General features: G+C 62.7%; 21 protein-coding genes and 2 pseudogenes. 14 read left to right on the top strand and 9 right to left on the bottom strand.

Features of this window, described 5'->3' with window-relative positions; all coding sequences use genetic code 11:
- Nucleotides 1–23: 23 nt before the first annotated feature.
- From urtE to urtA, 5 genes and pseudogenes are all read right to left on the bottom strand, one after another.
- Nucleotides 24–713 (bottom strand): urea ABC transporter ATP-binding subunit UrtE, encoded by a 690-nt coding sequence (gene urtE / locus ACHMXK_RS17250; RefSeq protein ID WP_397441754.1) that lies wholly within the window; start codon nucleotides 711–713, stop codon nucleotides 24–26.
- A gap of 11 nt (nucleotides 714–724) precedes the next feature.
- Nucleotides 725–1,468 carry an urea ABC transporter ATP-binding protein UrtD gene (gene urtD, locus ACHMXK_RS17245; RefSeq protein ID WP_397441753.1) on the bottom strand — a complete coding sequence of 248 codons (744 nt, stop codon included), beginning with the start codon at nucleotides 1,466–1,468 and terminating at the stop codon, nucleotides 725–727.
- A gap of 15 nt (nucleotides 1,469–1,483) precedes the next feature.
- Entirely contained in the window at nucleotides 1,484–2,665 is a 1,182-nt protein-coding gene (gene urtC, locus ACHMXK_RS17240) for an urea ABC transporter permease subunit UrtC (RefSeq protein WP_397441752.1), read from the bottom strand.
- Between the two features lie 36 nt (nucleotides 2,666–2,701).
- Nucleotides 2,702–3,616 carry an urea ABC transporter permease subunit UrtB gene (urtB, locus tag ACHMXK_RS17235; RefSeq protein WP_397441751.1) on the bottom strand — a complete coding sequence of 305 codons (915 nt, stop codon included), beginning with the start codon at nucleotides 3,614–3,616 and terminating at the stop codon, nucleotides 2,702–2,704.
- A gap of 109 nt (nucleotides 3,617–3,725) precedes the next feature.
- Nucleotides 3,726–4,927, bottom strand: a pseudogene (urtA, locus tag ACHMXK_RS17230) (urea ABC transporter substrate-binding protein).
- 268 nt (nucleotides 4,928–5,195) lie between these two features.
- Between urtA and ACHMXK_RS17225 the strand changes: the two are divergent.
- The 3 genes from ACHMXK_RS17225 (at nucleotide 5,196) to dcd (ending at nucleotide 10,188) form a co-directional block, all read left to right on the top strand.
- Nucleotides 5,196–8,570 (top strand): ATP-binding protein, encoded by a 3,375-nt coding sequence (locus ACHMXK_RS17225; RefSeq protein ID WP_397441750.1) that lies wholly within the window; start codon nucleotides 5,196–5,198, stop codon nucleotides 8,568–8,570.
- Nucleotides 8,563–9,474, top strand: coding sequence for a response regulator (locus tag ACHMXK_RS17220; RefSeq protein ID WP_397441749.1), 912 nt, complete (start codon nucleotides 8,563–8,565; stop codon nucleotides 9,472–9,474). The genes ACHMXK_RS17225 and ACHMXK_RS17220 overlap by 8 nt, the downstream gene beginning before the upstream one ends.
- A 141-nt stretch (nucleotides 9,475–9,615) precedes the next feature.
- Entirely contained in the window at nucleotides 9,616–10,188 is a 573-nt protein-coding gene (dcd, locus tag ACHMXK_RS17215; RefSeq protein WP_091999328.1) for a dCTP deaminase, read from the top strand.
- A gap of 72 nt (nucleotides 10,189–10,260) precedes the next feature.
- On the opposite strand, the gene ACHMXK_RS17210 is transcribed toward dcd, so the two are convergent.
- From ACHMXK_RS17210 to ACHMXK_RS17195, 4 genes and pseudogenes are all read right to left on the bottom strand, one after another.
- A complete protein-coding gene (locus tag ACHMXK_RS17210; RefSeq protein ID WP_397442550.1) occupies nucleotides 10,261–11,157 on the bottom strand; it encodes an alpha/beta hydrolase in 897 nt (298 codons plus the stop codon).
- 86 nt (nucleotides 11,158–11,243) lie between these two features.
- Nucleotides 11,244–11,345 carry a universal stress protein gene (locus tag ACHMXK_RS17205; RefSeq protein ID WP_397442549.1) on the bottom strand — a complete coding sequence of 34 codons (102 nt, stop codon included), beginning with the start codon at nucleotides 11,343–11,345 and terminating at the stop codon, nucleotides 11,244–11,246.
- An 82-nt stretch (nucleotides 11,346–11,427) separates the two neighbouring features.
- A pseudogene (locus tag ACHMXK_RS17200) lies at nucleotides 11,428–11,667 on the bottom strand (universal stress protein); the annotation flags it as partial.
- 176 nt (nucleotides 11,668–11,843) lie between these two features.
- A complete protein-coding gene (locus ACHMXK_RS17195) occupies nucleotides 11,844–12,287 on the bottom strand; it encodes a universal stress protein (protein WP_397441748.1) in 444 nt (147 codons plus the stop codon).
- 110 nt (nucleotides 12,288–12,397) lie between these two features.
- On the opposite strand from ACHMXK_RS17195, the gene ACHMXK_RS17190 reads away from it, so the two are divergent.
- The 11 genes from ACHMXK_RS17190 to ACHMXK_RS17140 all read left to right on the top strand — a co-directional run bounded on the left by ACHMXK_RS17190 (nucleotide 12,398) and on the right by ACHMXK_RS17140 (nucleotide 22,212).
- Entirely contained in the window at nucleotides 12,398–14,695 is a 2,298-nt protein-coding gene (locus ACHMXK_RS17190) for a heavy metal translocating P-type ATPase (protein WP_397441747.1), read from the top strand.
- 1 nt (nucleotide 14,696) lies between these two features.
- Nucleotides 14,697–14,834 (top strand): cbb3-type cytochrome oxidase assembly protein CcoS, encoded by a 138-nt coding sequence (gene ccoS / locus ACHMXK_RS17185; protein ID WP_397441746.1) that lies wholly within the window; start codon nucleotides 14,697–14,699, stop codon nucleotides 14,832–14,834.
- 63 nt (nucleotides 14,835–14,897) lie between these two features.
- Nucleotides 14,898–16,337, top strand: a complete 1,440-nt coding sequence (ccoN, locus tag ACHMXK_RS17180; protein ID WP_397441745.1) for a cytochrome-c oxidase, cbb3-type subunit I — start codon at nucleotides 14,898–14,900, stop codon at nucleotides 16,335–16,337.
- Nucleotides 16,338–16,347: 10 nt separating this feature from the next.
- Entirely contained in the window at nucleotides 16,348–16,974 is a 627-nt protein-coding gene (gene ccoO, locus ACHMXK_RS17175; RefSeq protein ID WP_397441744.1) for a cytochrome-c oxidase, cbb3-type subunit II, read from the top strand.
- A 9-nt stretch (nucleotides 16,975–16,983) separates the two neighbouring features.
- On the top strand, nucleotides 16,984–17,121 hold the full coding sequence (locus ACHMXK_RS17170) for a cbb3-type cytochrome oxidase subunit 3 (protein ID WP_397441743.1): 138 nt from the start codon (nucleotides 16,984–16,986) through the stop codon (nucleotides 17,119–17,121).
- A 9-nt stretch (nucleotides 17,122–17,130) separates the two neighbouring features.
- A complete protein-coding gene (gene ccoP / locus ACHMXK_RS17165) occupies nucleotides 17,131–18,045 on the top strand; it encodes a cytochrome-c oxidase, cbb3-type subunit III (RefSeq protein ID WP_397441742.1) in 915 nt (304 codons plus the stop codon).
- Between the two features lie 23 nt (nucleotides 18,046–18,068).
- Nucleotides 18,069–19,484: a cytochrome c oxidase accessory protein CcoG gene (gene ccoG, locus ACHMXK_RS17160; protein WP_397441741.1), complete on the top strand. Its 1,416-nt coding sequence runs from the start codon at nucleotides 18,069–18,071 to the stop codon at nucleotides 19,482–19,484.
- A gap of 16 nt (nucleotides 19,485–19,500) precedes the next feature.
- The gene (locus ACHMXK_RS17155) at nucleotides 19,501–19,770 is read left to right on the top strand and encodes a FixH family protein (protein WP_397441740.1); all 270 of its coding nucleotides are present in this window, start codon (nucleotides 19,501–19,503) and stop codon (nucleotides 19,768–19,770) included.
- Between the two features lie 44 nt (nucleotides 19,771–19,814).
- The gene (locus ACHMXK_RS17150; protein ID WP_397441739.1) at nucleotides 19,815–20,066 is read left to right on the top strand and encodes a hypothetical protein; all 252 of its coding nucleotides are present in this window, start codon (nucleotides 19,815–19,817) and stop codon (nucleotides 20,064–20,066) included.
- A 227-nt stretch (nucleotides 20,067–20,293) separates the two neighbouring features.
- On the top strand, nucleotides 20,294–21,571 hold the full coding sequence (locus tag ACHMXK_RS17145; protein ID WP_397441738.1) for a PAS domain S-box protein: 1,278 nt from the start codon (nucleotides 20,294–20,296) through the stop codon (nucleotides 21,569–21,571).
- On the top strand, nucleotides 21,568–22,212 hold the full coding sequence (locus tag ACHMXK_RS17140; RefSeq protein WP_397441737.1) for a response regulator: 645 nt from the start codon (nucleotides 21,568–21,570) through the stop codon (nucleotides 22,210–22,212). Before ACHMXK_RS17145 ends, ACHMXK_RS17140 begins: the two co-directional genes overlap by 4 nt.
- Nucleotides 22,213–22,229: the final 17 nt, after the last annotated feature.

Raw genomic sequence — 22,229 nt, 5'->3', positions numbered from 1 at the left:
AGGGGTGGTGATGAAAGGGGAATTCAGACGGAAAGAAACTGCTTGATGCGCGCCGTGTCGGTGTCAGCGCGCGTGCTTTCGTGCACCAGCTGCCCGCCTTCGATGACGAACAGCCGGTCGGCCACGTCCATCGCAAAGCTCAGCACCTGTTCGGACACGATGATGGTGATTTCACGCATCTTGCGGATCTCGTTGAGCGCGCGCGCGATGTCCTTGATGATGGAAGGCTGTATGCCTTCGGTCGGTTCGTCCAGCAGCAACACCTTGGGGTTGGTCACCAGCGCGCGGGCAATCGCCAGTTGCTGCTGCTGGCCACCGGAGAGGTTGCCACCCTTGCGCTTGCGCATGTCAAACAGCACCGGGAACAGCGCATAAATTTCGGCGGGGATTTGTTTGTGGCGCACGTTCTCCAGACCGGTCTGGATGTTTTCCTCGACGGTCAAGGTCGGGAAAATCATGCGGCCTTGCGGCACATAGGCCACACCCTTGGCCACGCGCTGGTAACTCTCGTCCTTGGAGATGTCCTGGCCGTCCACGATGATGCTTCCGGACTTGAGCGGCAGGATGCCTATAAGCGACTTGAACAGCGTGGTCTTGCCCATGCCGTTGCGACCCATGATGGCGACGGTTTCGTTTTTCTTCGCGCTGAAACTGAGGCCGTGTAACGCCTCGCTTTGCCCGTAGCTGACATGAAGCTGGTTGACGTTGAGCATGATGGTTTTCCTTAATGGCCCAGGTAGACGTCGATCACGCGCGGATCGGCCTGTACTTTTTCCATGGACCCTTCGGCCAGGATTTTTCCCTGGTGCATGACGGTCACCTTGTCGGCGATGCGTTTGACAAAGTCCATGTCGTGTTCGATGACAATCATGGCGCGGCCCTTGCAGATGCGTTGCAGCAGTTCGGCCGTGAGTTCGCGCTCGCGCACACTCATGCCGGCAATCGGCTCGTCCAGCATCAAGAGCTCGGGGTCCTGCATCAGCAACATGCCTATCTCCAGCCACTGCTTTTGTCCGTGCGAGAGCAGGCCGGCCTCGGTGTCCAGCTGGCTGTCCAGGCCAATCTCGGCGGCCACCGCCCGCACCTGGCTTTTGACCTCCTCCGTGCGTTTGAAAAAAAGCGCGCCGAACACGCCGCGCCCGCGCGGAAAGGACACCTCCAGGTTCTGGAACACGCTGAGGTTTTCGTAGATCGAAGGCGTCTGGAACTTGCGGCCTATGCCGGCGCGCACGATCTGGTATTCGGGCAAGCGGGTCATCTCGGTGTTTTTGAACTTGATGCGGCCGGCGCTGGCGCGGGTCTTGCCGCAGATCAGGTCCAGCAGCGTGGTTTTGCCGGCGCCGTTGGGGCCTATGATCACGCGCAGCTCGTTCTGGTCCACGTACAGGTTCAGGCTGTCTATGGCCTTGAAACCATCGAAGGACACGGTCAGGTCTTCCACCGCAAGGACAAAATCAGTGTTGCTCATGGTCTTGTTCCGGGTTTATGTTTGCTGGCCACTCAGGCCTGTAGGCAGCGTGGGCGGTTTGGCGGCAACGGCGGGCGGCGCAGGGGGTGGTGCGGAGACGGCTGGCTTGCCGCGAGCCGCAAAACGCCTCGATAGCCAGGGCTTGATATGTTTGTTGTAGACGCCGGCCAGTCCGTCGGGGAAGGCCAGCACCACGCCGAGGAACATGGCGGCCATCAGAAACAGCCAGAGGTCGGGGAAACTTTCGGAAAAATAGGTCTTGCCGAAGTTGACCAGCAGCGCGCCGTAGACCGCGCCTACCAGCGACATGCGCCCGCCGACGGCCGCAAAAATCACCATCTCGATGGACGGCACGATGCCGACCAGCGAGGGCGACATAAAGCCCACCTGCAAGGTGAACATCGCGCCGCCCACGGCCGACAACATGGCCGCCAGGCAGAAGGCAAAGATGCGGAACATGGCGACGTCGTAGCCCGAGAAACGCACGCGGTCTTCCTTGTCGCGCATGGCCAGCAACAGCGTGCCCAGCTTGCTGCGCTGTATCCAGGCGCACAACACGATGGAGGCCAGCAGCAGGCCGCAGGTGAGGAAGTACAAGATGTACTTGGCGCTGTCGGTGCGGGTGTCCCAGCCCATCAGGGTCTTGAGGTCGGTCATGCCGTTGACGCCGCCGGTGTAACCCTGCTGGCCGATGATGAGCACGGTCAGGATCAGCGCCACGGCCTGGGTGATGATGGCGAAGTAGACACCGCCCACACGGCGCTTGAACATGGCGTAGCCGATGAGGAAGGCCAGCAAGGTGGGCACGACCAGGATCAGCAGCAAGGTCAGCGGGAAGGACTGGAAAGGCGTCCACCAGAGCGGCAGCGCGGTGATCTGGTTCCAGTCCATGAAGTCGGGAATGCCCGGGGTGGACTGGATCTTGGTGGTGAGGGGGTCGCTGGCCTCCAGCTTGAGAAACATGGCCATGCCGTAACCGCCCAGGCCGAAAAAGACGCCTTGGCCCAGGCTCAACACGCCGCCGTAACCCCAGAGCATCACCAGGCCCAGGGCCACGAAGGCGTAACTCAGGTATTTGCCGACCAGGTTCAGGCGAAACAGGTCCAGGCTCAGGGGAAAAACCAGCAGCAGAACCAGCGCCAGCAGCAGCACACTGCCCAGGCCGTTTCGTTCTATCCATTGTTTGAGGCGGTTCATGAAAAACTCCGTTTGTCTGGGGTGGGGATCAACATCTCAGCGCCTGACCTTGGAGGCGAACAGCCCCTGCGGGCGCAGCATCAGGATGGTCACGATGGCCATCAGGGTCAGGACCTTGGCCGTGGAGCCGGTCATGAAGAACTCGGCAATCGACTGGGTCTGCGCAATGCCAAAGGCCGAGACCACGGTGCCCAGCAGGCTGGCCGCGCCGCCGAAGGTGACCACCAGGAAGGCGTCGACGATGTAGAGCGAGCCGCTGGTCGGGCCGGTCGAACCTATGGTGGTGAAGGCCGCGCCGGCCACACCGGCGATGCCGCAGCCGATGGCAAAGGTCAGGCGGTCGGTCTTTTTGGTGTTGACGCCGGTGGCATTGGCCATCACGCGGTTGGCGACGGTGGCGCGCACGCGCAGGCCCCAGCGTGATTTGTGCAGCGCGATCAACACGCCGCAGGTCACCACCGCGGTGAGCGCCATCACAAACATGCCGTTGATGGGAATGTCCAGGCCTTCGGCCGGCGCCCAGGAGCCCATCAGCCAGTCGGGCAAGGTCGGGCTGACTTCCTTGGCGCCGAAGGCGGTGCGGAAAATCTGCTGCATGCCCAGCGACAGGCCCCAGGTGGCGAGCAGGGTATCCAGCGGGCGTTTGTAGAGGTGGCGGATAAAGGCCCACTCGGCGAGCCAGCCGGCGGTGAAAGCAAAGAGAAACGCCGCGACGATGGCGAAGGGAAAGTAGGCTTGCACAAAACCGGGCGCGTAGGTCTCGGACAGGTGAGAGAACAGGTAGATGGTGTAAGCGCCTATGGTCATGAACTCGCCATGCGCCATGTTGATGACACCCATCTGGCCAAAAATGATGGCCAGCCCCAAGCCCATGAGCAGCAGCACGGAGAACAGGCTCAGGCCCGCAAAGCCCTGCATCAGGAAGATGTTGTGCATTTCGGAAAGTGTCATGGCGGCTCCGGGTGCGGCTGGCGGGAAAGAGGGGGCAGTGCGTGCGGTAGAAGCCCCTGCCGGCTCGCCACGCCATCAGGCGGGAGCGAGCCGGTCAGGAGCCTGGGTCTTACTGGTAACCCTTGGGGAAAGGATTGGGTTCGATCAGCGCCGGCGACTCGGACACCAGCTTGAACTGGCCGTCGCTCTGCGCCAGACCGATGCGGGCCTTGCTCCACAGGTGGTGGTTGTCATGCACCTTGACGTAACCTTCGGGTGCGGTTTTCAGCTCGATGCCGGCGGAGGCGGCGGCGATTTGTCCACGTCAAAACTGCCGGCCTTCTCGACCGCCGCTTTCCACAACCAGGGGCCGAGGTAGGCGGCCTGGGTCACGTCGCCTATCACCGCGTCCTTGCCGTATTTGGCCTTGAAGGCCGTGACAAAAGCCTTGTTGTTCGGGTTGTCCAGCGACTGGAAATATTTCATGGAGGCGTAAAAGCCGTTCATGTTTTCGCCGCCTATGCCTAACACCTCGTCTTCGGTCACCGAGATGGTCAACAGGAATTGCTTGGCGGCCGTGACGCCAGCGGCTTTGAGTTGTTTGTAGAAAGCCACGTTGGAGCCACCCACCACGGCGATAAAAATGCAATCCGGCTTGGCCACCTTGATCTTGTTGATCAGCGAATTGAAATTGGTGTGACCCAGCGGGTAATACTCTTCGCCGACGACCTTGCTGCCACTCAGGTGGCCTTCAATGTGTTTGCGGCCAATCTTCATCGAGGTGCGCGGCCAGATGTAGTCCGAGCCGACCAGGAAAAAGGTCTTGGCTTTTTTCTCTTTAGCCGCCCAGTCCAGGCCGTAGAGGATTTGCTGCGTGGCTTCCTGGCCGGTGTAAATCACGTTTTTGCTTTGCTCCAGGCCTTCGTAAAAGGTCGGGTAATAAAGCATGCCGTTTTCTTTTTCAAAGATCGGTAACACGGCCTTGCGCGAGGCCGAGGTCCAGCAGCCGAACACGGCGGCGACCTTGTCGTTGACCAGCAGCTTTTTGGACTTCTCGGCGAAGGTGGGCCAGTCGGAGGCGCCGTCTTCCTTGATGACCTTGATCTTGCGGCCCAGCACGCCGCCCATGGCATTGATCTGGTCGATCGCCAATTGCTCGGCCTGGATGGAGCCGGTCTCGGAAATCGCCATGGTGCCGGTGGCGGAGTGCAGCTGGCCCACGGTGACCTCGGTGTCGGTGACGGCCAGTTTGGTCGTGTTGACCTTGGCGGTCGGGAAGGACTGCGCCTGCGCCCAGAGCGGCAAACCCGCCAGGGGCAGGGCGGCGGCCATGCCCTGCACGAGGCGGCGGCGGTTGATGAGGGAAGCGGTATCGCGATCGTCGTTGGACATGCTGGGTTCCTGCGGTTGATGAAAAAGGGAAAGGTTTGAAGGGCTGCGTGGAGTCAGCTGGATCATGTTTGCAAAGGCCTAGCGTCCCAATACGTCAATCAACGTAGTCGCCGGCCTTGTCGCGATGCACCAGAAGCGGGCACACTTCTTGCGAATCCGGCTGCAGGCGGCTGGCAGACCTGCTGCAGCCCTTCGCCGGAGAGCGCCCTTGACCATTGCCACACAAAAAATATTTCGCATACGCCGCGAATACAACGCCTGGGTCGCCGACGAATCGATAGAGGACTACGCCTTGCGCTACACGCCGCGCGGCTTTCGCAAGTGGTCGGAATGGCGCGTGGGTAACACCGCTTTTGGTGCGGTGTCTTTTCTCGCGCTGGAGGCGATTGGCGGTGCGATTGCGCTGAACTACGGCTTCACGAATGCGCTGTGGGCCATCCTGGTGGTCGGGCTGATCACCTTTCTGACTGGCCTGCCCATCAGTTATTACGCGGCCCGTTATGGCGTGGACATGGACTTGTTGACGCGTGGGGCCGGCTTTGGCTACCTGGGTTCGACCCTCACCTCGCTGATCTACGCCAGCTTCACCTTCATCTTTTTCGCGCTGGAGGCGGCCATCATGGCGCTGGCGCTGCAGATGTACCTGGCGATACCGATTGCCTGGTGTTACGTGATCAGCGCCGTGGTGATCGTGCCCCTGGTGGTTCGCGGCATCACGCTGATCTCGCGGCTTCAGATGTGGACGCAGCCGCTGTGGGGTGTGCTGTTGCTGCTGCCTTACCTGGCCGTGCTCTGGAAAAATCCCCAGGCCTTTTTCGACTTCACGGGCCTCGCCGGCCGCAGCTCGGGCAGCAGCGAGTTCGATCCGCTCATGTTTGGTGCGGCGGCGACCGTGGCCTTCTCGCTGGTGGTGCAGGTGGGCGAGCAGGTGGATTTTTTGCGCTTCCTGCCCGAAAAGACCAAGGCCAACCGCAAACGTTGGTGGGCGGCCGTGCTGCTGGCCGGGCCGGGCTGGATAGGGCCGGGCATGCTGAAGATGCTGGGCGGTGCCTTCCTTGCCTTTTTGGTGCTGCAGCAGGAGCTGCCGGCGTCCAGGGCGATGGAGCCGACACAGATGTACCTGGCCGGTTTTGCTTATGTGTTCAGCAACCCGGCCTGGGTGCTGGCGGCGACGGTGATTTTTGTGGTGGTGTCGCAGCTCAAGATCAACCTGACCAATGCTTATGCCGGTTCGCTGGCCTGGTCCAACTTTTTTGCGCGCTTGACACATAGCCATCCCGGCCGCGTGGTGTGGCTGCTGTTCAACGTGACCATCGCGCTGCTGCTGATGACGCTGGATGTTTTTTCCGCGCTTGAAAAAGTGCTGGGGCTGTACGGCAATGTGGCGATTGCCTGGGTCGGCGCGCTGGTGGCCGACCTGGTCATCAACAAGCCGCTGGGCCTGAGCCCCAAAGGCATCGAGTTCAAGCGGGCGCATTTGTACGACATCAACCCTGTGGGCCTGGGGTCCATGCTGCTGGCGGCGGCGGTGGCCGTGTTCGCCTACACCGGCGCCATGGGCCCGCAGGCCGAGGCCTTTTCACCCTTTATTGCGCTGGGTTTGGCATTGCTGTTGTCACCGCTGCTGGCCTGGTTGACCCAGGGGCGCTTCTACATCGCCCGCCAGCCCGAGGCTATGGGCGCGCCCGGCCAGCGGGTTCATTGTCATGTGTGCGAAAACGCCTTCGAAGCCGAAGACATGGCGAGCTGCCCGGCCTACGGCGCACCGATTTGCTCGCTGTGCTGCACGCTGGAGTCGCGCTGCCACGACCGCTGCAAGACAGGCTCGCGCGCGGCCGAGCAGGCCGAACAGTTCCTCGGCATGTTGCTGCCCGGCGCGCTGTCGAGGCGGGTCAACTTTCGTGTGGGCCACTACCTGGTGGTGATGCTGTCGCTGTGCGCGCTGCTGGCCACGGTGATGGGCATGGTGTACACGCAGGAAACGGCCCTGCCTCTTTTCTCCGACCCGGGCGGCCTGTTGCGCTCGGCTTTCGTGAAGGTGTTTGCCATGCTGTTGCTGGTCATCGCCGTCTGCAGCTGGTGGGTGGTGCTGGGCAGCGAAAGCCGGCGCATGGCGCAGGACGAGTCGAACCGGCAGAACCAGTTGCTGTCGCGCGAGATAGCGGCGCACCAGCGCACCGACGCCGCGCTGCAAACCGCCAAGGAACTGGCCGAGTCCGCCAACCAGGCCAAGACGCGTTATGTGACCGGCATGACGCACGAGCTGCGCACGCCGCTCAACAGCATCCTGGGTTATTCGCAAATCCTGCTCAAAAGTGAGGCGCTGGCCCGCATGCCGCGTGAGGCGGTGCAGATCATACAACGCAGCGGCGAGCATTTGCTGCAGCTGGTGGACGGCCTGCTGGACCTGGCCCGCATCGAGGCCGGCCGGTTGCGCCTGGAGCCGATTCCCCTGCCCCTGCCGGACTTCTTGGAGGGGCTGGTCAGCATGGTGCGGCCGCAGGCCGAGGCCAAAGGGGTGGACTTCATCTACACACACAGCGGCCGCATGCCGGCCTGGGTGCAGGCCGATGCCAAACGTCTGCGCCAGATCATCATCAACCTGCTGAGCAATGCGGTGCGTTTCACCGACAGCGGCAGCGTGACCCTGCATGTGGATTGCCGGCGCGAGGTGATCCGCTTCGACGTGGTGGACACCGGCATAGGCATCGCGCCGCAGGACCAGCAGCGCATCTTTTTACCTTTTGAACGCGGCGCCGCGGGTCGCCGCCGGGGTGATCCGGGGACCGGCCTGGGCCTGACCATCACCGGTTTGCTGACCGCCTTGATGGGCGGCGACCTGGCGCTGCAAAGTACGCCGGATAAGGGCAGCACCTTCAGCGTGCGGCTCTACCTGCGCGAGATCGACGACCCCGGCCCGCTGGCCGATCCACCGCAGCAGATCGCCGGCTTCTTCGGCCAACGCAGGACGCTGTTGGTGGTGGACGACCAGCCGGTGCAGCGCCAGATGCTGGCCGGCATGCTCACGCCGCTGGGTTTTGAGATCAAGGAGGCCGCCAGCGGCCAGGAATGCATAGACAGCCTGAAGGACGAGCTTCCGGATGCCATCCTGCTCGACATCAGCATGGATGACATGGACGGCTGGCAGACCGCCACGCAGATACGCCGCCTAGGGTATGAGCGTGTGCCCATCATCGTGGTGTCGGCCAATGTGTTTGAAAACCAACCCTCGCGCTTGAAAGCTGCGGGCTGCCAGGCTTTTGTCGGCAAGCCGGTGCTGGAGTCCGAACTGATGGCCGCGCTGCAGCGCCACCTGGGGCTGGAGTGGGTCACGTCTGTCGTCTCTCCGGTGTTGCAGCCGGCCGGCCCGGCCGATGTACTCCTCTCCATGCCGGAAGAAGCCCGCGCCGGGCTGATCCGGCTGGTGCACCTGGGCCATGTGCATGGCCTGCACCGCCTGCTCGATCGTGTGACGGCGCAAGACCCGGCGCTCGCCGCCAGCTGCGCCCGGCTGCGCGCTTATGTCAGCCGCTGCGAGCTGGAGTTGTTGCTCGACCACCTGACGGAGGGCGTTGATGCTTGAAGACGCCGATGAACAACGCCCGGTGGTGCTGGTGGTGGACGACGCCCCCAGCAGCCTGGGCATGTTGTGCGACACGCTGGAAGGCGAGGGCTACACCGTGCTGGTGGCCAGGGACGGTGACGCTGCCTTGCAGCGCCTGGAGTTGGTGGTGCCTGACGCCATCCTGCTCGATGCCGTCATGCCCGGCCTGTCAGGCTTTGACACCTGCCGGCAGATCAAGGCCAATCCGGCGCTGGCGCATATTCCGGTGATTTTCATGACCGGGCTGTCGGAGACGCCGCACGTGCTCGAAGGTTTTGCCTGTGGCGGTGTGGACTATGTGGTCAAGCCGCTGCGTGCGCCGGAGGTGGTCGCGCGCCTGCACACCCACACCCGCAATGCGCGCATGACCCGGCTGGCGCGCGAGGCCGTGGACGTGGCCGGCTTTGGCGTGTTGCTGGTTGATGCGCGCGGGCGTGTCGCCTGGCGCTCGCCGCAGGCGGCTTTGTGGCTGCAAACGATGGATGGCGAGGCGGCAGACGGGCGTTTGCCCGAGCCGGTGTATGCCGCGCTGGACGGCGATACGGATCAGGTGGTCGTGAGCCTGGCTGGTCTGTCGCTGTCGGTGCGCAACATGGGCCGGGTCGGCATCGGCGAGACCATGTTGCTGCTGGAGCAACGCAGCGCCAACGCCGCAGCGCCCTCGCGCCTGGCCCAGGCCGCCCTGACGCCGCGCGAAACCGAGGTCCTGTCCTGGCTGGCCAAGGGCAAAACCAACCGGGATATCGGCGACATCCTGGGCATGAGCCACCGCACCGTCAACAAACACCTGGAGCACATTTTTGAAAAACTCGGGGTCGAGACCCGCTCGGCCGCCGCGGCACTGGCGAGCGGCCATTTGCGCTGGGCCGGGAAAATACCCTGATTTCCCGATTTTTACAAGAGAAATTGGCCTACAGCCCTTTTTGGACGGTCGCAAACAGCTATTAAATCAGTAGCGATTGGCGAAAGGCTGACTAGCCCCCCGGCTTGCCTACAATCTAGGCAACCTGAGGAATTTCCTGATATGAGCATCAAAAGCGACAAATGGATACGCCACATGGCCGAGACCACCGGCATGATCTCCCCCTTCGAGCCGGGCCAGATCCGCGAGAGCGAAGGCAAAAAAATCATCAGCTACGGCACCAGCAGCTACGGCTACGACATCCGCTGCGCGCCCGAGTTCAAGGTTTTCACCAACATCCACAGCACGGTGGTGGATCCGAAAAACTTCGATGAAAAAAGTTTTGTCGATTTTCACGGCGACAGCTGCATCATCCCGCCCAACAGCTTCGCGCTGGCCCGCACCATGGAGTACTTCCGCATCCCGCGCAATGTGCTGACCATCTGCCTGGGCAAAAGCACGTACGCGCGTTGCGGGATCATCGTCAATGTCACACCCTTCGAGCCCGAATGGGAAGGTTATGTGACGCTGGAGTTTTCCAACACCACGCCGCTACCGGCCCGGATTTATGCGGGTGAGGGCTGTGCCCAGGTCTTGTTTTTTGAAAGCGACAAGGACGATGTCTGCGAAGTCAGCTACAAGGACCGCGGCGGCAAGTACCAGGGGCAGGTGGGGGTGACCTTGCCCAAGGCCTGAGCCGTCGGCTAACGAATGGCCAGTGGCGGACGCTAGCGGGTAGTGTCCGCCATTTCTTTTTGGTGAATCAGCTCAGGGCTTGACGACCTGTGGCTGGCTTGCAAACCCGCTCATGTAGGTGATGGCGTCACCCACTGTGTCGCGCCAGACCGGCCACTCATGGTCGCCGTCGATGACACGAAACTCCACCAGCTTGGGCTGGTACTCGAACAGTTTCTGGAACAGTCCGGCCGAGTGGTAGGCGATGGAGAAGGTGTCGTGGTCACCGCTGTTGATGTACATGGGCACCACCAGCTTGCGGCTTTTGTAGGCTTCCCAACTGGCGGGGTAGTTCAGGCGTTCCCATGAGGCCTGGTCGAATTTTCCGTCCTTCTGGAAGGGCGGCACACGCATGGCCGACGAGTGGGCTGGCGGCGTGGGCGCGTAAATCGCCGGGCTCAAGGCGGCGGCGGAGATGAACAGTTCTGGGTATTTGAAAACGGCGTTCACCGTGCCAAAGCCGCCGGCGGACAGACCGGCGATCATGCGGCCTTCACGCGCCGTGATGGTCCGAAAGCCCGCATCAATGTGCGGAATCAACTCCTTGATGAGTGCGGTTTCGGCCTTGTCCTTGTTGCCGTCCACCCACCAGGTCGTGCCACCGCCCGGCATCACGATGATGGCGGGTTGCACACGGCCTTCCTTGACCAGCTTGTCCATGGTGGCTTGCACCCGGCCCTTGACCAGCCATTCGTTGTGGTCGCCGCCGTTGCCGTGTAACAGGAAAAGAACCGGGTAACGCAGCCGGCCACTTTCATAGCCATCGGGCAGGTAAATGGTGTAACGGTATTCTGCATTCAGGGCCTTCGAGTTGAAGGACCGGCTGGTGACCTCGCCCGCCAGGGAAAATTGTGCCGTGCTGGCCAGCAGTGCCAGCAAGCACCAGCCCAGCAGCTTGCGAATAGATTTGAATGCCACGGTCGTCGTCATCACTGTCTCCTTTGTTGGTGTGATGGCGAGTATCGGGCAATCTGTAGGCGACTTGCCGCGGTCGGGCAAGTTCGCCGCGTATAGGTTTACTTGACCAGCAGAACCGGCACTTCGCTGTCGGTCACCACGCGTTGGGCCACACTGCCCATCACGGCACGGCCCAGCAGGCCGTGGCCATGCGTGCCCATGACGATCAGGTGTGCTTTTTCCCCGCTTGGCCGCCCGCAGGATTTCAACGCTTGGCACACCGACCACGGCCAGGGTTCGAAACGCGATCTTGTGACGTTTGAGGAATTTTTCGATGGGGCTGAGCACCTTTTGTGACTCGTCGGCATGGTAGGCCTTGACGTTGGCCGCACCCAGCATGGTTTTCACGCGTCCGGGCACAGGGGCTTGCACGTTGAGCACGATCACTTCGCCTTCGGGGCCGGCCAGGTCCTCGTGGTTGACGAGGAAGGCCAGGGCTTTTTTGGTGTATTGGCTGCCGTCGGCGGGGAAGAGAATTTTCATGTCGGTGTTCCTTTGTAAAAAAGCGCTTAGTCGTCAATCGCAACAGTTGTCTTTGGGGCGCGGGGTCAGTTTGAGCCAGGTGGTGCGCAGCCCGTGCAGGAGAGGGGCGCCAGATCCTGTCGGCGGGTGCCGCAACTTCTGACATCGATTTTTATCGGTGTCATCTTGCAAGCGGCTTAGCGCAACACCAGCACCGGGATGCTGCTGCGTGTGAGCACATGCTGGGTTTCGCTTCCCAGCAGCAGGCGCTTGATGCCCTTGCGGCCATGTGAGGCCATGACGATGAGCTCGCATTTGTGTTTTTTGGCAGCGGCCAGAATGGATTCGGCCACCAGGTCGGAGCGCGCAATCACGGCCTTGGCTTTCACACCGGCCGCTTGCGCCGCCTGCTGCACGGCGTCCACGATGGCCTGGCCGTCATCCGCCCATTTTTTCTCGATGCGGCTGACGTCTTCGTTCGAGATGGTCACACCGCCTTCGAAATAAGTCACCGGGTAGCGCGGCACGACGTTCAAGGCCACCAGGCTGGCGCCGGTGGCACCGGCTAATTCGATCGCGCTGCGAACCGCTTTTTTCGACAACGTGGAGCCATCGGTGGCGACAAGAATACGTTGGTACATGGCGTTCTCCTCATTCTCCAGTTTACGGGTATTCAGTTTAGGGCCTGGACATCGGCCCCGGCTTGATCCATGTCAAGGGCAGGGGTCGGCGCGCTGGTTAGCCTTGTGCCATGCAAACTGCCAACTTTTCCGCAGGCGTGGGCCCGGCGGCTGCACCCTCTGCGGACAGGGCGCGCTGGGCCGTGCTGGATGATCCCGCGGAATGGACCAGCTTCAGCCGGCCCGTGACCGGCCGGGACGGCTGGTTGGAGTCTTACCTGGCCATTGATGGCATGCACTGTGTGGCCTGTTCGCTCACGGTCGAGCAGGCGCTGGGCGGCTTGCCCGGGGTGGACGCGGTCCAGGTCAATGGGGCGACGGCCACGGCGCGCTTGTTGTGGCAGCCGGGGTGCAGCCGTCCCTCAGACTGGATGGCGGCGCTGCAGCGTGCCGGTTATGCGGCGCTGGCCGCGGGCGACCTGTTGTCGGCCGCGCCGCGCCAGCAGGCCCAGCGTTTGCTCTTGTGGCGCTGGCTGGTGGCGGGGTTTTGCATGATGCAGGTGATGATGTATGCCGTGCCGGCTTATGTGGCTGCGCCCGGCGAGATCACGCCCGACGCGCAGGCCTTGTTGCGCTGGGCCTCCTGGGTGCTGACATTGCCGGTCTTGCCGTTTTCCTGCTGGCCCTTTTTTGCAGCGGCGCTGCGTGACCTGCGCCACCGACGCATAGGCATGGACGTGCCGGTAAGCCTGGGCATCCTCATCGCGTTTGGCGCCAGCACGGCTGCCACCTTCGAGCCGGCCGGGCTGCTGGGTGCGGAGGTCTGGTACGACTCGGTGACCATGTTTGTGTTTTTCCTGCTTTCGGGGCGCCTGCTGGAGCAGCGCCTGCGTGACCGCACGGCGGGCTCGCTGGAAGCGCTGATGCGCAGGCTGCCTGACAGCGTGGAGCGGCAGGACGCGGGCGGCGGGTTCCGGCGTGTGGCGGTGCGCAGTCTGGCTACTGGTGATGTGATTCGCGTGTTGCCGGGTGAGGTGATTCCCGCAGACGGTCGTGTGGCCAGCGGTGAAAGCCGGGTCGACGAAGCCCTGCTGACCGGCGAATCCACACCGCTGCAGCGCGGCCCGGGCAGCGCGGTGATTGCCGGCAGCCACAACCTGAGCGGCCTCTTGCTGGTGCAGGTGGAGCGTGTCGGTCCCGAGACCCGTTATGCCGGCATGGTGGCGCTGATGGAGCAGGCCTCGGTGCAGAAACCGCAGCTGGCGCAGATCGCCGACCGCATTGCCAGCCCTTTCCTGCTGCTGGTGCTGCTGGCCAGTGCGGGCGCCGCCGCCTGGTGGTGGCCGGTGGACCCGGCCCATGCCATCGGTGTGGCCGTGGCCGTGCTGATCGTTACCTGCCCCTGTGCCTTGTCGCTGGCCACGCCGGCCGCAACCCTCGCGGCGGCCGGCACACTGGCGCGTCAGGGCGTGATGGTGCGCCGTCTGCAGGCGCTGGAAGCCTGCGCCGCGGTGGACACCGTGGTCTTCGACAAAACCGGGACGTTGACCGAAGACCGCATGAAGGTGATCTTGGGTACCACGGCGCCCGGCGTGGCCCCGATGGAGGCCGGCGAGCTGGCGGCGGCGCTGGCCCAACATTCCTTGCATCCGGTGTCCCGCGCCGTCGCGGACAGCTTTTCGTCCAGCGACTGGGTCGTGACCGAGGTGACGGAAGTTGCTGGTCGCGGGGTACGGGGCCGGGTGGGCCAAGCCGATGGCAGTGCGCAACGCTGCCTGTTCCTGGGCTCGGCATCATTTTGCCGGGCCCCGGCCACCGACAGGCCGGTGACGGGGCCGCAGGTGCATCTGGCCGATGAAAAGGGCTGGCTGGCTAGTTTCGCGCTCGACGAAACCCTGCGAGCCGATGCTGTTCCCGCGGTGGATGTCCTGCACACGCTGGGCTACCGGGTGCAACTGCTTTCGGGCGATCAGCGCCATGCGGTCAACCGGCTGGCCTGGCGCGCCGGCATCAAGTGGCGTTATGGCGAACGTTCGCCGGAAGGCAAGCTGGACCATGTGCGTCAATTACAGGCGCAAGGCCATGGCGTGGCCATGGTGGGCGACGGCATGAACGATGGGCCGGTGCTGGCCCGGGCGGATGTGTCGGTGGCCATGGGCCAGGCCGTACCGCTGGCACAGGCGAAGTCCGACTTCGTGGTGCTGGGTGGCCAGTTGTCGGCCGTGGCCACTTTGCTGCAACTGGCGCGCCGCACAAAAAGTGTGGTGCGCCAGAACCTGTGCTGGGCTGCTTTGTACAACGCCGTGTGTGTGCCGCTGGCGGTGCTGGGTTTCATGCCGCCCTGGCTGGCGGGGCTGGGCATGGCCGGCAGTTCCCTGCTGGTGGTGTTGAACTCGGCGCGGCTGGCCCGTACACCGGCGACGCACTGACATGGACATTCTCTTTTTACTGATTCCCTTGTCGGTGGTGCTGGCGCTGATGATTATTGCGGCGCTGGGTTGGGCCGTCTGGCGCGGCCAGTTCGAGTCTATGGAACAGGAGGCCGAGCGTATTCTGCAGTCCGATTGATTTGTATCAACTGAGCGCCGTGCCCCGGCGCGGACACTGGGAGCGTCTAGAAAAAGGTGCTCCATGAATCCTCCCTCAACCCCCGCCGCCATTTACCACGACACGGCCGTGCGGCAGTTCGCCATCATGTCCGTGGTCTGGGGCGTGGTCGGCATGCTGGTCGGCGTCATCATCGCCTCGCAGCTGGCCTGGCCCGAACTCAACCTCGGGGTGTCCTGGCTCAGTTACGGCAGGCTGCGGCCGCTGCACACCAATGCGGTGATTTTTGCTTTTGGTGGCTGCGCCCTGATGGCCACCAGCTTTCATGTGGTGCAGCGCACCTGCCAGGTCCGGCTGTTCGCGCCCGCGCTGGCGTCTTTTGTGTTCTGGGGCTGGCAGGCCGTGATTGTGGGCGCGGTCATCAGCCTGCCGCTGGGTTACACCTCGGGCAAGGAATACGCCGAGCTGGAGTGGCCGATTGACATCCTGATCACCGCGGTCTGGGTGGCCTACGCGATTGTGTTTTTCGGCACCATAAGCATGCGCAAGGTGCGCCATATTTATGTGGCCAACTGGTTTTACGGCGCCTTCATCATTGCCGTGGCACTGCTGCACATCGTCAACAGTGCGGCCATTCCTGCCGGCTGGATGAAAAGTTATTCGGCCTATGCCGGCGTGCAGGACGCCATGGTGCAGTGGTGGTACGGCCACAACGCGGTGGGTTTTTTCCTCACCGCAGGTTTTCTCGGGATGATGTATTACTACATCCCCAAACAAGCCGGCCGGCCGGTGTATTCCTACCGCCTGTCCATCGTCCATTTCTGGGCACTGATTTTTACCTACATGTGGGCGGGTCCGCACCACCTGCACTACACCGCGCTGCCCGACTGGACACAATCCATAGGCATGGTGTTTTCGCTGATCCTGCTGGCGCCCAGCTGGGGCGGCATGATCAACGGTGTCATGACGCTGTCGGGTGCCTGGCACAAATTGCGCACCGATCCCATCCTGCGTTTCCTGATTGTGGCGCTGTCCTTCTACGGCATGGCCACCTTTGAGGGGCCCATGATGTCGATCAAGACCGTGAACGCCCTGAGCCACTACACGGACTGGACCATAGGCCATGTCCACGCCGGCGCGCTGGGCTGGGTCGGTTTCATCACCATGGGATCGCTGTATTACCTGATCCCGCGCCTGTACGGCCGCACCGAGATGCACAGCGCCAAGGCGATCGAAGTGCATTTCTGGATGGCGACCCTGGGTGTGGTGCTGTATATCGCCGCGATGTGGATTGCCGGCGTGATGCAAGGCCTGATGTGGCGCGCGGTCAACACCGACGGCACCTTGACCTACACCTTTGTGGAAAGTGTGAAAGCCACCTACCCCTATTACGTGGTGCGCCTGATAGGTGGCCTGCTCTACCTGGTCGGCATGTTGGTCATGGCCTGGAACGTCTGGATGACCGTGAGATCGCGTCGCGCTGTCAGCGCGCCTATTCCCGCGTCCCTTGCTGTCCCCGCCTGAGGAAATCACCATGAGTTCAAACACGCCCAAGACCGGCTTCTCGCACGAGAAGATAGAAACCAATAATTTTTTGATGATTGTGCTGATCCTGCTGGTCGTCGCCATAGGCGGCCTGGTGGAAATCGTGCCGCTGTTTTTCCAGAAGTCGACGACCCAGGTGATCTCCGGCATGTTGCCGCCGACCACCCTGCAGGTACTGGGTCGGGACATCTATGTGCGTGAAGGTTGCTACAACTGCCACTCGCAAATGATTCGCCCGTTTCGCGCCGAGACGCTGCGTTACGGCCATTATTCGGTGGCCGGTGAATTTGTCTACGACCATCCCTTTCAGTGGGGCAGCAAACGCACCGGGCCCGACCTGCATCGCGTGGGCGGCAAATACAGCGACGAGTGGCATCGCATCCACCTGAACAATCCGCGCGACCTGGTGCCCGAGTCCAACATGCCCGCCTACCCCTGGCTGGAGAAGTCCGCGCTGAATGCGAGCGAGGCCGCCACCCATTTGCGCGCCTTGCGCCGTGTCGGTGTGCCCTTCAGCGATGCGCAGATCGCCGCGGCCGCCGCCGACATCCAGGGAAAAACCGAAATGGATGCGCTGGTGGCTTACCTGCAATCCCTCGGCCTGGCGCTGAAATAAGGAGCCCCCATGGATATCACCACCTTGAGAATCGCGGCCACGCTGGCCTCCTTCATCACTTTCATAGCCATCCTGGTCTGGGCCTTTTCGCGCCGCCATGCGCAGGGCTTTGAGGAAGCCGCCCGATTGCCTTTCGAGCAGGATTGAGACAACACCATGAGCGATTTCATCAGCGACTTCTGGTCGCACTACGTCACTTATTTGTCACTGCTCAGCATAGCGGCTTGTGGCCTGCTGCTCTGGCTGACCGCACGCGGACGCACCGCCGGTGCTGCGGACAACACCACCGGCCATGTCTGGGACGAAGACCTGCGCGAGATGAACAACCCCATGCCGCGCTGGTGGATGGGGCTGTTCGTCCTCACCATTGTGTTTGCACTGGCTTACCTGGTGGCCTACCCGGGGCTGGGCAAATACCCGGGCGAACTGGGCTGGAGCACGGAGGCTGAATACGCCAAGGAGGTGGCCAAGGCGGATCGCGAGCTGGCACCGGTGTATGCGGCTTTCACCGCGCTACCCGCCGAGAAGGTTGCGGTCGACCCCCAGGCCATGGCCATCGGCGAGCGGCTTTTCCTGAACAACTGCGCGCAGTGCCACGGCTCCGACGCCCGCGGCAGCAAGGGTTTTCCGAACCTGACCGACGGCGACTGGTTGTACGGCGGATCGCCTGACAAGATCAGGGAAAGCATCCATCTTGGGCGCACCGGCGTGATGCCGCCCATGGCCGCCGCCGTCGGCACGCCCGAAGACGTGAAAAACATCGCCAACTATGTGCTCAGCCTGTCCGGCAGTCCGCATGATTCGCTGCGCGCCGGCTTGGGCAAAGCGAAGTTCAATGCCTGTGCCGCCTGCCACGGTGTCGGCGGTGTCGGCAACACCGCACTGGGCGCGCCCCGGCTCAACGACAAGGTGTGGCTGCATGGTTATGGGCAGGAGGCCATCATGGCCATCATCAACAGCGGCAAGACCAGCGCGATGCCGGCGCAGCAAGGCCGGCTGACCGAGGCGCAGATTCATGTGCTGGCTGCCTACGTCTGGGGCCTGTCCAACAAACAAGCTGCGGCCCACTGATCCAACTAATGCCTGAAGCTCCGTTGCCCGTTCGCAAAGTCATCCCCATCGCTGTGGTACAGGAGGGGGAGGGCGGCCTGTACGCCGCGCATCAAAAGATTTATCCGCGCAGTGTTCGCGGCCTGTTTGCGCGCTGGCGCTGGGCCATGGTGTGGCTGACCCAGCTGGTGTTTTACGGGCTGCCCTGGCTCGAATGGGGGCAGCGCCAGGCGGTGTTGTTCGACCTGGGCGCGCGGCGTTTTTACATTTTTGGGCTGGTGTTGTACCCGCAAGACCTGATCTACCTGACGGGGTTGCTGGTGGTCTCGGCGCTGGCCTTGTTTTTGTTCACGGCGGTGGCCGGGCGTTTGTGGTGCGGCTACGCCTGCCCGCAGACCGTGTACACCGAGATGTTTCTCTGGGTGGAACAAAAAATAGAGGGCAGCCGCATCGCACGCATGCGCCTGGACAAGGGAAGTTTTTCGCTTGAAAAATTGCTCAAGAAAGGGCTCAAACACGGGGTCTGGCTGGGCATCGCGGTCTGGACCGGCTTCACCTTTGTGGGTTATTTCACGTCTGTCCGTGAACTCGGCATGGCGTTCCTGCAGGCCCGCATGGATTCCTGGGAAGTGTTCTGGGTGTTTTTCTACGGTTTCGCCACCTATGGCAATGCCGGCTTCATGCGTGAGCAGGTCTGCAAATACATGTGCCCTTATGCGCGCTTCCAGGGCGCGATGTTCGACCGCGACACACTCATCGTCAGTTACGACGCGTTGCGCGGCGAGCCACGCGGCCTGCGCGCCAAAGGCAGTGATGCCAGGGCGCAAGGCCTGGGCGACTGCGTGGCCTGCGGTTTGTGTGTCCAGGTCTGCCCGACCGGCATCGATATCCGCGACGGCCTGCAATACGAATGTATTGGCTGCGGCCTGTGCATAGACGCCTGCAACACCATGATGGACCGCCTGGCCACACCGCGCGGCCTGATCCGTTACGCCACACAAAACAGCATGGCCGCGCGCTGGAGCCCCCGCCAGGTGGTACGCCGCGTAATGCGGCCGCGTGTCTTGCTTTACACCGGCGTGCTGGCGCTGTTGTGTGGTGGCCTGTTGGCAAGCCTGGTGTTGCGCACGCCGCTCAAGGTCGATGTGGTGCGCGACCGCGCTTCGTTGGCGCGTATCACCGAAGGCGGGCAGCTTGAAAACGTGTATCGCCTGCAGATCATGAACGCGACCGAACAAACCCAGCATTACCGCATTCAAGCCAGCGGCCTGGCGGACTTGAACGTGTCGCCGGCAGAACCCGTGGCGGTGGAGGCAGCCCAGTCGCGCTGGGTCGCCGTGCGTTTGCAGCTGCCCTACGGCAGTATCCCGGCCGGTTCACACACCGTGTTTTTCGAGGTGTCGTCTGAGGACGGCCGCGTGCGAGTCTCGGAAAAAGCCGTTTTCCTCGTACCCCGATAAACCTCAAGGAGACAAGATGAATAGGGACAACACCTGCATGCCAGAGGCGCCCTGGTGGAAGTTCCCGCTGGTCTGGATGGTGATCGCCGGGCCGGCGGCGGTGGTCATTGCCGGTTTTGTCACGCTCTGGCTGGCCATTCGCACGCCCGATCCTGTGGTGGCCGATGACTATTACCGCCAGGGCATCAACATCAACCAGGCGCTGGCCGCCAGGGACAAGTCGCTGGCCCCGGCGCTGCAGGGCCGCAACCACGCGGCCACGCCGGCACCCGCCGGTGGCCGCTAGGCGTCTGGCCCCCGCAGGATAAAAAGCAGAAGGAGACAAGCAAGATGTGGAAGACAAAAATCATGGTGATCGTGTGGCCGGCCTTTCTGATGGCCTGCCTGCTGGATTTGCTGGTGTTTGCGCTGGTCGATCCGCGCGAGCTGCACTGGTCGGGCCAGCCGCTGGGCTTGTCACGACAAGGCGTGTACAGCGCAGCGTTTTTCGCCTTCTGGCTGGTTTGTATGGCTTCGAGCACACTCACGGCGCTGCTGGGCATGCCGGCGGCCGACGTTAATCGGCGGGTGTTGCCAGACTGAGCGAATGGTTTCGGGCTGAGGCGCTCCCCTATTGATAGCTGCTTGCGTCCGTGGTGTATGGGCTACGGGCCTTTTTTCTTGTAAAAAGCCTTATGCCGCCTTTTGGAGAGGGTGCCGGCTGTTTTGTACTGGCCAGCGCGATGCCGTCTGCGCAGGCGGCGTTATCGCCTGGCTGGCGGCAAGCCTGGCGGTAAGATCACGGCATCGTTTCAGAAGAAGAAAGTTCCGTGCCTTACACCTCCCTCGGGCCTTCCTACCAGGCCGCCGTGCCGCAGCGTTCGGCAGCACTTGCCCTGGCTCTGCTCGCCGCCTTGACACTGCTGGCCTGTTTGGGCCTGGCGGCGGGCTGGCGCTCCGGCTTGGCGATGGCTGTGGTGGTAGCGCTGGCTGCCGCCACCGCCGTGCTCGCAGTTTTTCATGCACGGCGTGAAGCGGTGCAGCGCCGCGCTAGCGGCCATGCGCTGGATGGCGCGGCCGCCCGTTTCGCCGGCCTGCTGGATTCGGCCATGGACGCCATCATCACGGTGGACGGCGAACAACGCATCGTCCTGTACAACCGGGCGGCTGAAAAAATATTTGGCTGGCCCAGCCAGCAGGCCTTGGGCGAACGCCTGGAAACCTTGATGCCGGCGCGTTTTCGCGCGAGGCACGGTGAACATGTCCAGCGCTTTTCCGCCCTAGGGACCACCTCGCGGCGCATGGGTGACGGCACCGTGCTTTACGGGCAACGCGCCAACGGCGAAGAGTTTCCGATGGAAGCCTCGATCTCCCAGCTCGAAACCGCCGAAGGCCGGCTTTTCACCGTGATCCTGCGCGACGTCACCGAGCGGGTGCGCACCCAGGAAGAGCTGCGCGCTTTCGCCTCCGAGGCGCATGCGATTCTGGAAGGCGAAAAAACCCGCATCGCGCGCGAGCTGCACGACGAACTGGCGCAGTCCCTGACCGCGCTCAAGATGGACACCATCTGGGTGCGCGACAAACTATCCGGTGACGAGCCCGTGGTCGCCGCCAAACTGGGCGACATGCTGGGCATGCTGGACACCACGGTCGCCGCCACGCGACGCATCGCCGCCGACCTGCGGCCCTTGCTGCTGGACGACCTCGGTCTGGTGGCGGCCACCGAATGGCTGGTCCAGAATTTCGGCCAACGCACCGGTGTGGCTTGCACCTTGTCGGTGGACGAAGAGATGGAATTGCACGAACCTTATGCCACCGCGGTGTTTCGCATCGTGCAGGAGTCGCTGGCCAACGTGGCCAAACATGCCCAGGCTTCGCAGGTGGAGGTCCGGATAGACCGGCTGCCGGGCGCGGTGGAGCTGCGGGTGCGTGACAACGGGCGCGGCTTTTTGCCGGCCACGCCGCGCAAGCCTTATTCCCTGGGCCTGATGGGTTTGCGTGAACGCACGCAACTTCTCAAGGGCGACATCATCATCGACAGCCAGCCGGGGCAGGGCACGTGTATCGATGTGCGCATCCCCGTGCTTGAAACAGGAGCCGCGTCTTGATTCGCATCGTGATCGCGGAGGACCACGCCATCGTGCGTGAAGGCCTCAAACGAATCGTGTCTTCGGTCGACGGCCTGCAGGTGGTCGGTGAGGCCGCCGACGGCACCGAGGTCATGCAACGGGTGCGTGAGCTCGACTTCGACGTCCTGATGCTGGATCTGTCCATGCCGGGGCGCAGTGGCATGGAGCTGATCCGGCTGGTACGCGCCGAGAAACCCAAGCTGCGTATCCTGGTGTTAAGCATGCACCAGGAGCAGCAATACGCCGTGCGCGCCATCAAGTCCGGCGCCAGTGGTTACCTGACCAAGGAAAGTGCACCCGCGCAACTGGAACAGGCGATTCGCAAGATCGCGGCGGGCGGCGCTTTCATCAGCGCCGAGGTGGCTGAACAACTGGCCCTGGGCGCGATGCCGGGCAGCGAGGCTTCGCCGCAGGCCAGCCTGTCCAACCGCGAGTTCGAAGTGTTTCGCCTGCTGGTGGACGGCGTGACCGTGACCGATATCGCGGCCCGGCTCAGCCTCTCGGTGAAGACGGTGAGTACACACAAAGTCAACCTGATGCAAAAGTTGGGACTGCAAAATCAGAACGATCTCATTCGTTATGCGCTGAAGCAGGGTTTTGCGGATCGGCTGGAACCCTAGGGCAATGCTGATTAAGG

Origin of the sequence: Polaromonas sp. UC242_47 (genome assembly GCF_044452385.1) — a bacterium.
Lineage (GTDB): Bacteria > Pseudomonadota > Gammaproteobacteria > Burkholderiales > Burkholderiaceae_C > Polaromonas.
This window is presented reverse-complemented; position numbering and strand designations above follow the sequence as displayed.

What these genes read in the sequence shown, in the direction of transcription:
- urtE (WP_397441754.1), bottom strand. Translation starts at nt 713, where the DNA reads ATGCTCAACGTCAACCAGCTTCATGTCAGCTACGGGCAAAGCGAGGCG.
- urtD (WP_397441753.1), bottom strand. Translation starts at nt 1,468, where the DNA reads ATGAGCAACACTGATTTTGTCCTTGCGGTGGAAGACCTGACCGTGTCC.
- urtC (WP_397441752.1), bottom strand. Translation starts at nt 2,665, where the DNA reads ATGAACCGCCTCAAACAATGGATAGAACGAAACGGCCTGGGCAGTGTG.
- urtB (WP_397441751.1), bottom strand. Translation starts at nt 3,616, where the DNA reads ATGACACTTTCCGAAATGCACAACATCTTCCTGATGCAGGGCTTTGCG.
- ACHMXK_RS17220 (WP_397441749.1), top strand. Translation starts at nt 8,563, where the DNA reads ATGCTTGAAGACGCCGATGAACAACGCCCGGTGGTGCTGGTGGTGGAC.
- dcd (WP_091999328.1), top strand. Translation starts at nt 9,616, where the DNA reads ATGAGCATCAAAAGCGACAAATGGATACGCCACATGGCCGAGACCACC.
- ACHMXK_RS17210 (WP_397442550.1), bottom strand. Translation starts at nt 11,157, where the DNA reads ATGACGACGACCGTGGCATTCAAATCTATTCGCAAGCTGCTGGGCTGG.
- ACHMXK_RS17205 (WP_397442549.1), bottom strand. Translation starts at nt 11,345, where the DNA reads ATGGGCACGCATGGCCACGGCCTGCTGGGCCGTGCCGTGATGGGCAGT.
- ACHMXK_RS17195 (WP_397441748.1), bottom strand. Translation starts at nt 12,287, where the DNA reads ATGTACCAACGTATTCTTGTCGCCACCGATGGCTCCACGTTGTCGAAA.
- ACHMXK_RS17190 (WP_397441747.1), top strand. Translation starts at nt 12,398, where the DNA reads ATGCAAACTGCCAACTTTTCCGCAGGCGTGGGCCCGGCGGCTGCACCC.
- ccoS (WP_397441746.1), top strand. Translation starts at nt 14,697, where the DNA reads ATGGACATTCTCTTTTTACTGATTCCCTTGTCGGTGGTGCTGGCGCTG.
- ccoN (WP_397441745.1), top strand. Translation starts at nt 14,898, where the DNA reads ATGAATCCTCCCTCAACCCCCGCCGCCATTTACCACGACACGGCCGTG.
- ccoO (WP_397441744.1), top strand. Translation starts at nt 16,348, where the DNA reads ATGAGTTCAAACACGCCCAAGACCGGCTTCTCGCACGAGAAGATAGAA.
- ACHMXK_RS17170 (WP_397441743.1), top strand. Translation starts at nt 16,984, where the DNA reads ATGGATATCACCACCTTGAGAATCGCGGCCACGCTGGCCTCCTTCATC.
- ccoP (WP_397441742.1), top strand. Translation starts at nt 17,131, where the DNA reads ATGAGCGATTTCATCAGCGACTTCTGGTCGCACTACGTCACTTATTTG.
- ACHMXK_RS17155 (WP_397441740.1), top strand. Translation starts at nt 19,501, where the DNA reads ATGAATAGGGACAACACCTGCATGCCAGAGGCGCCCTGGTGGAAGTTC.
- ACHMXK_RS17150 (WP_397441739.1), top strand. Translation starts at nt 19,815, where the DNA reads ATGTGGAAGACAAAAATCATGGTGATCGTGTGGCCGGCCTTTCTGATG.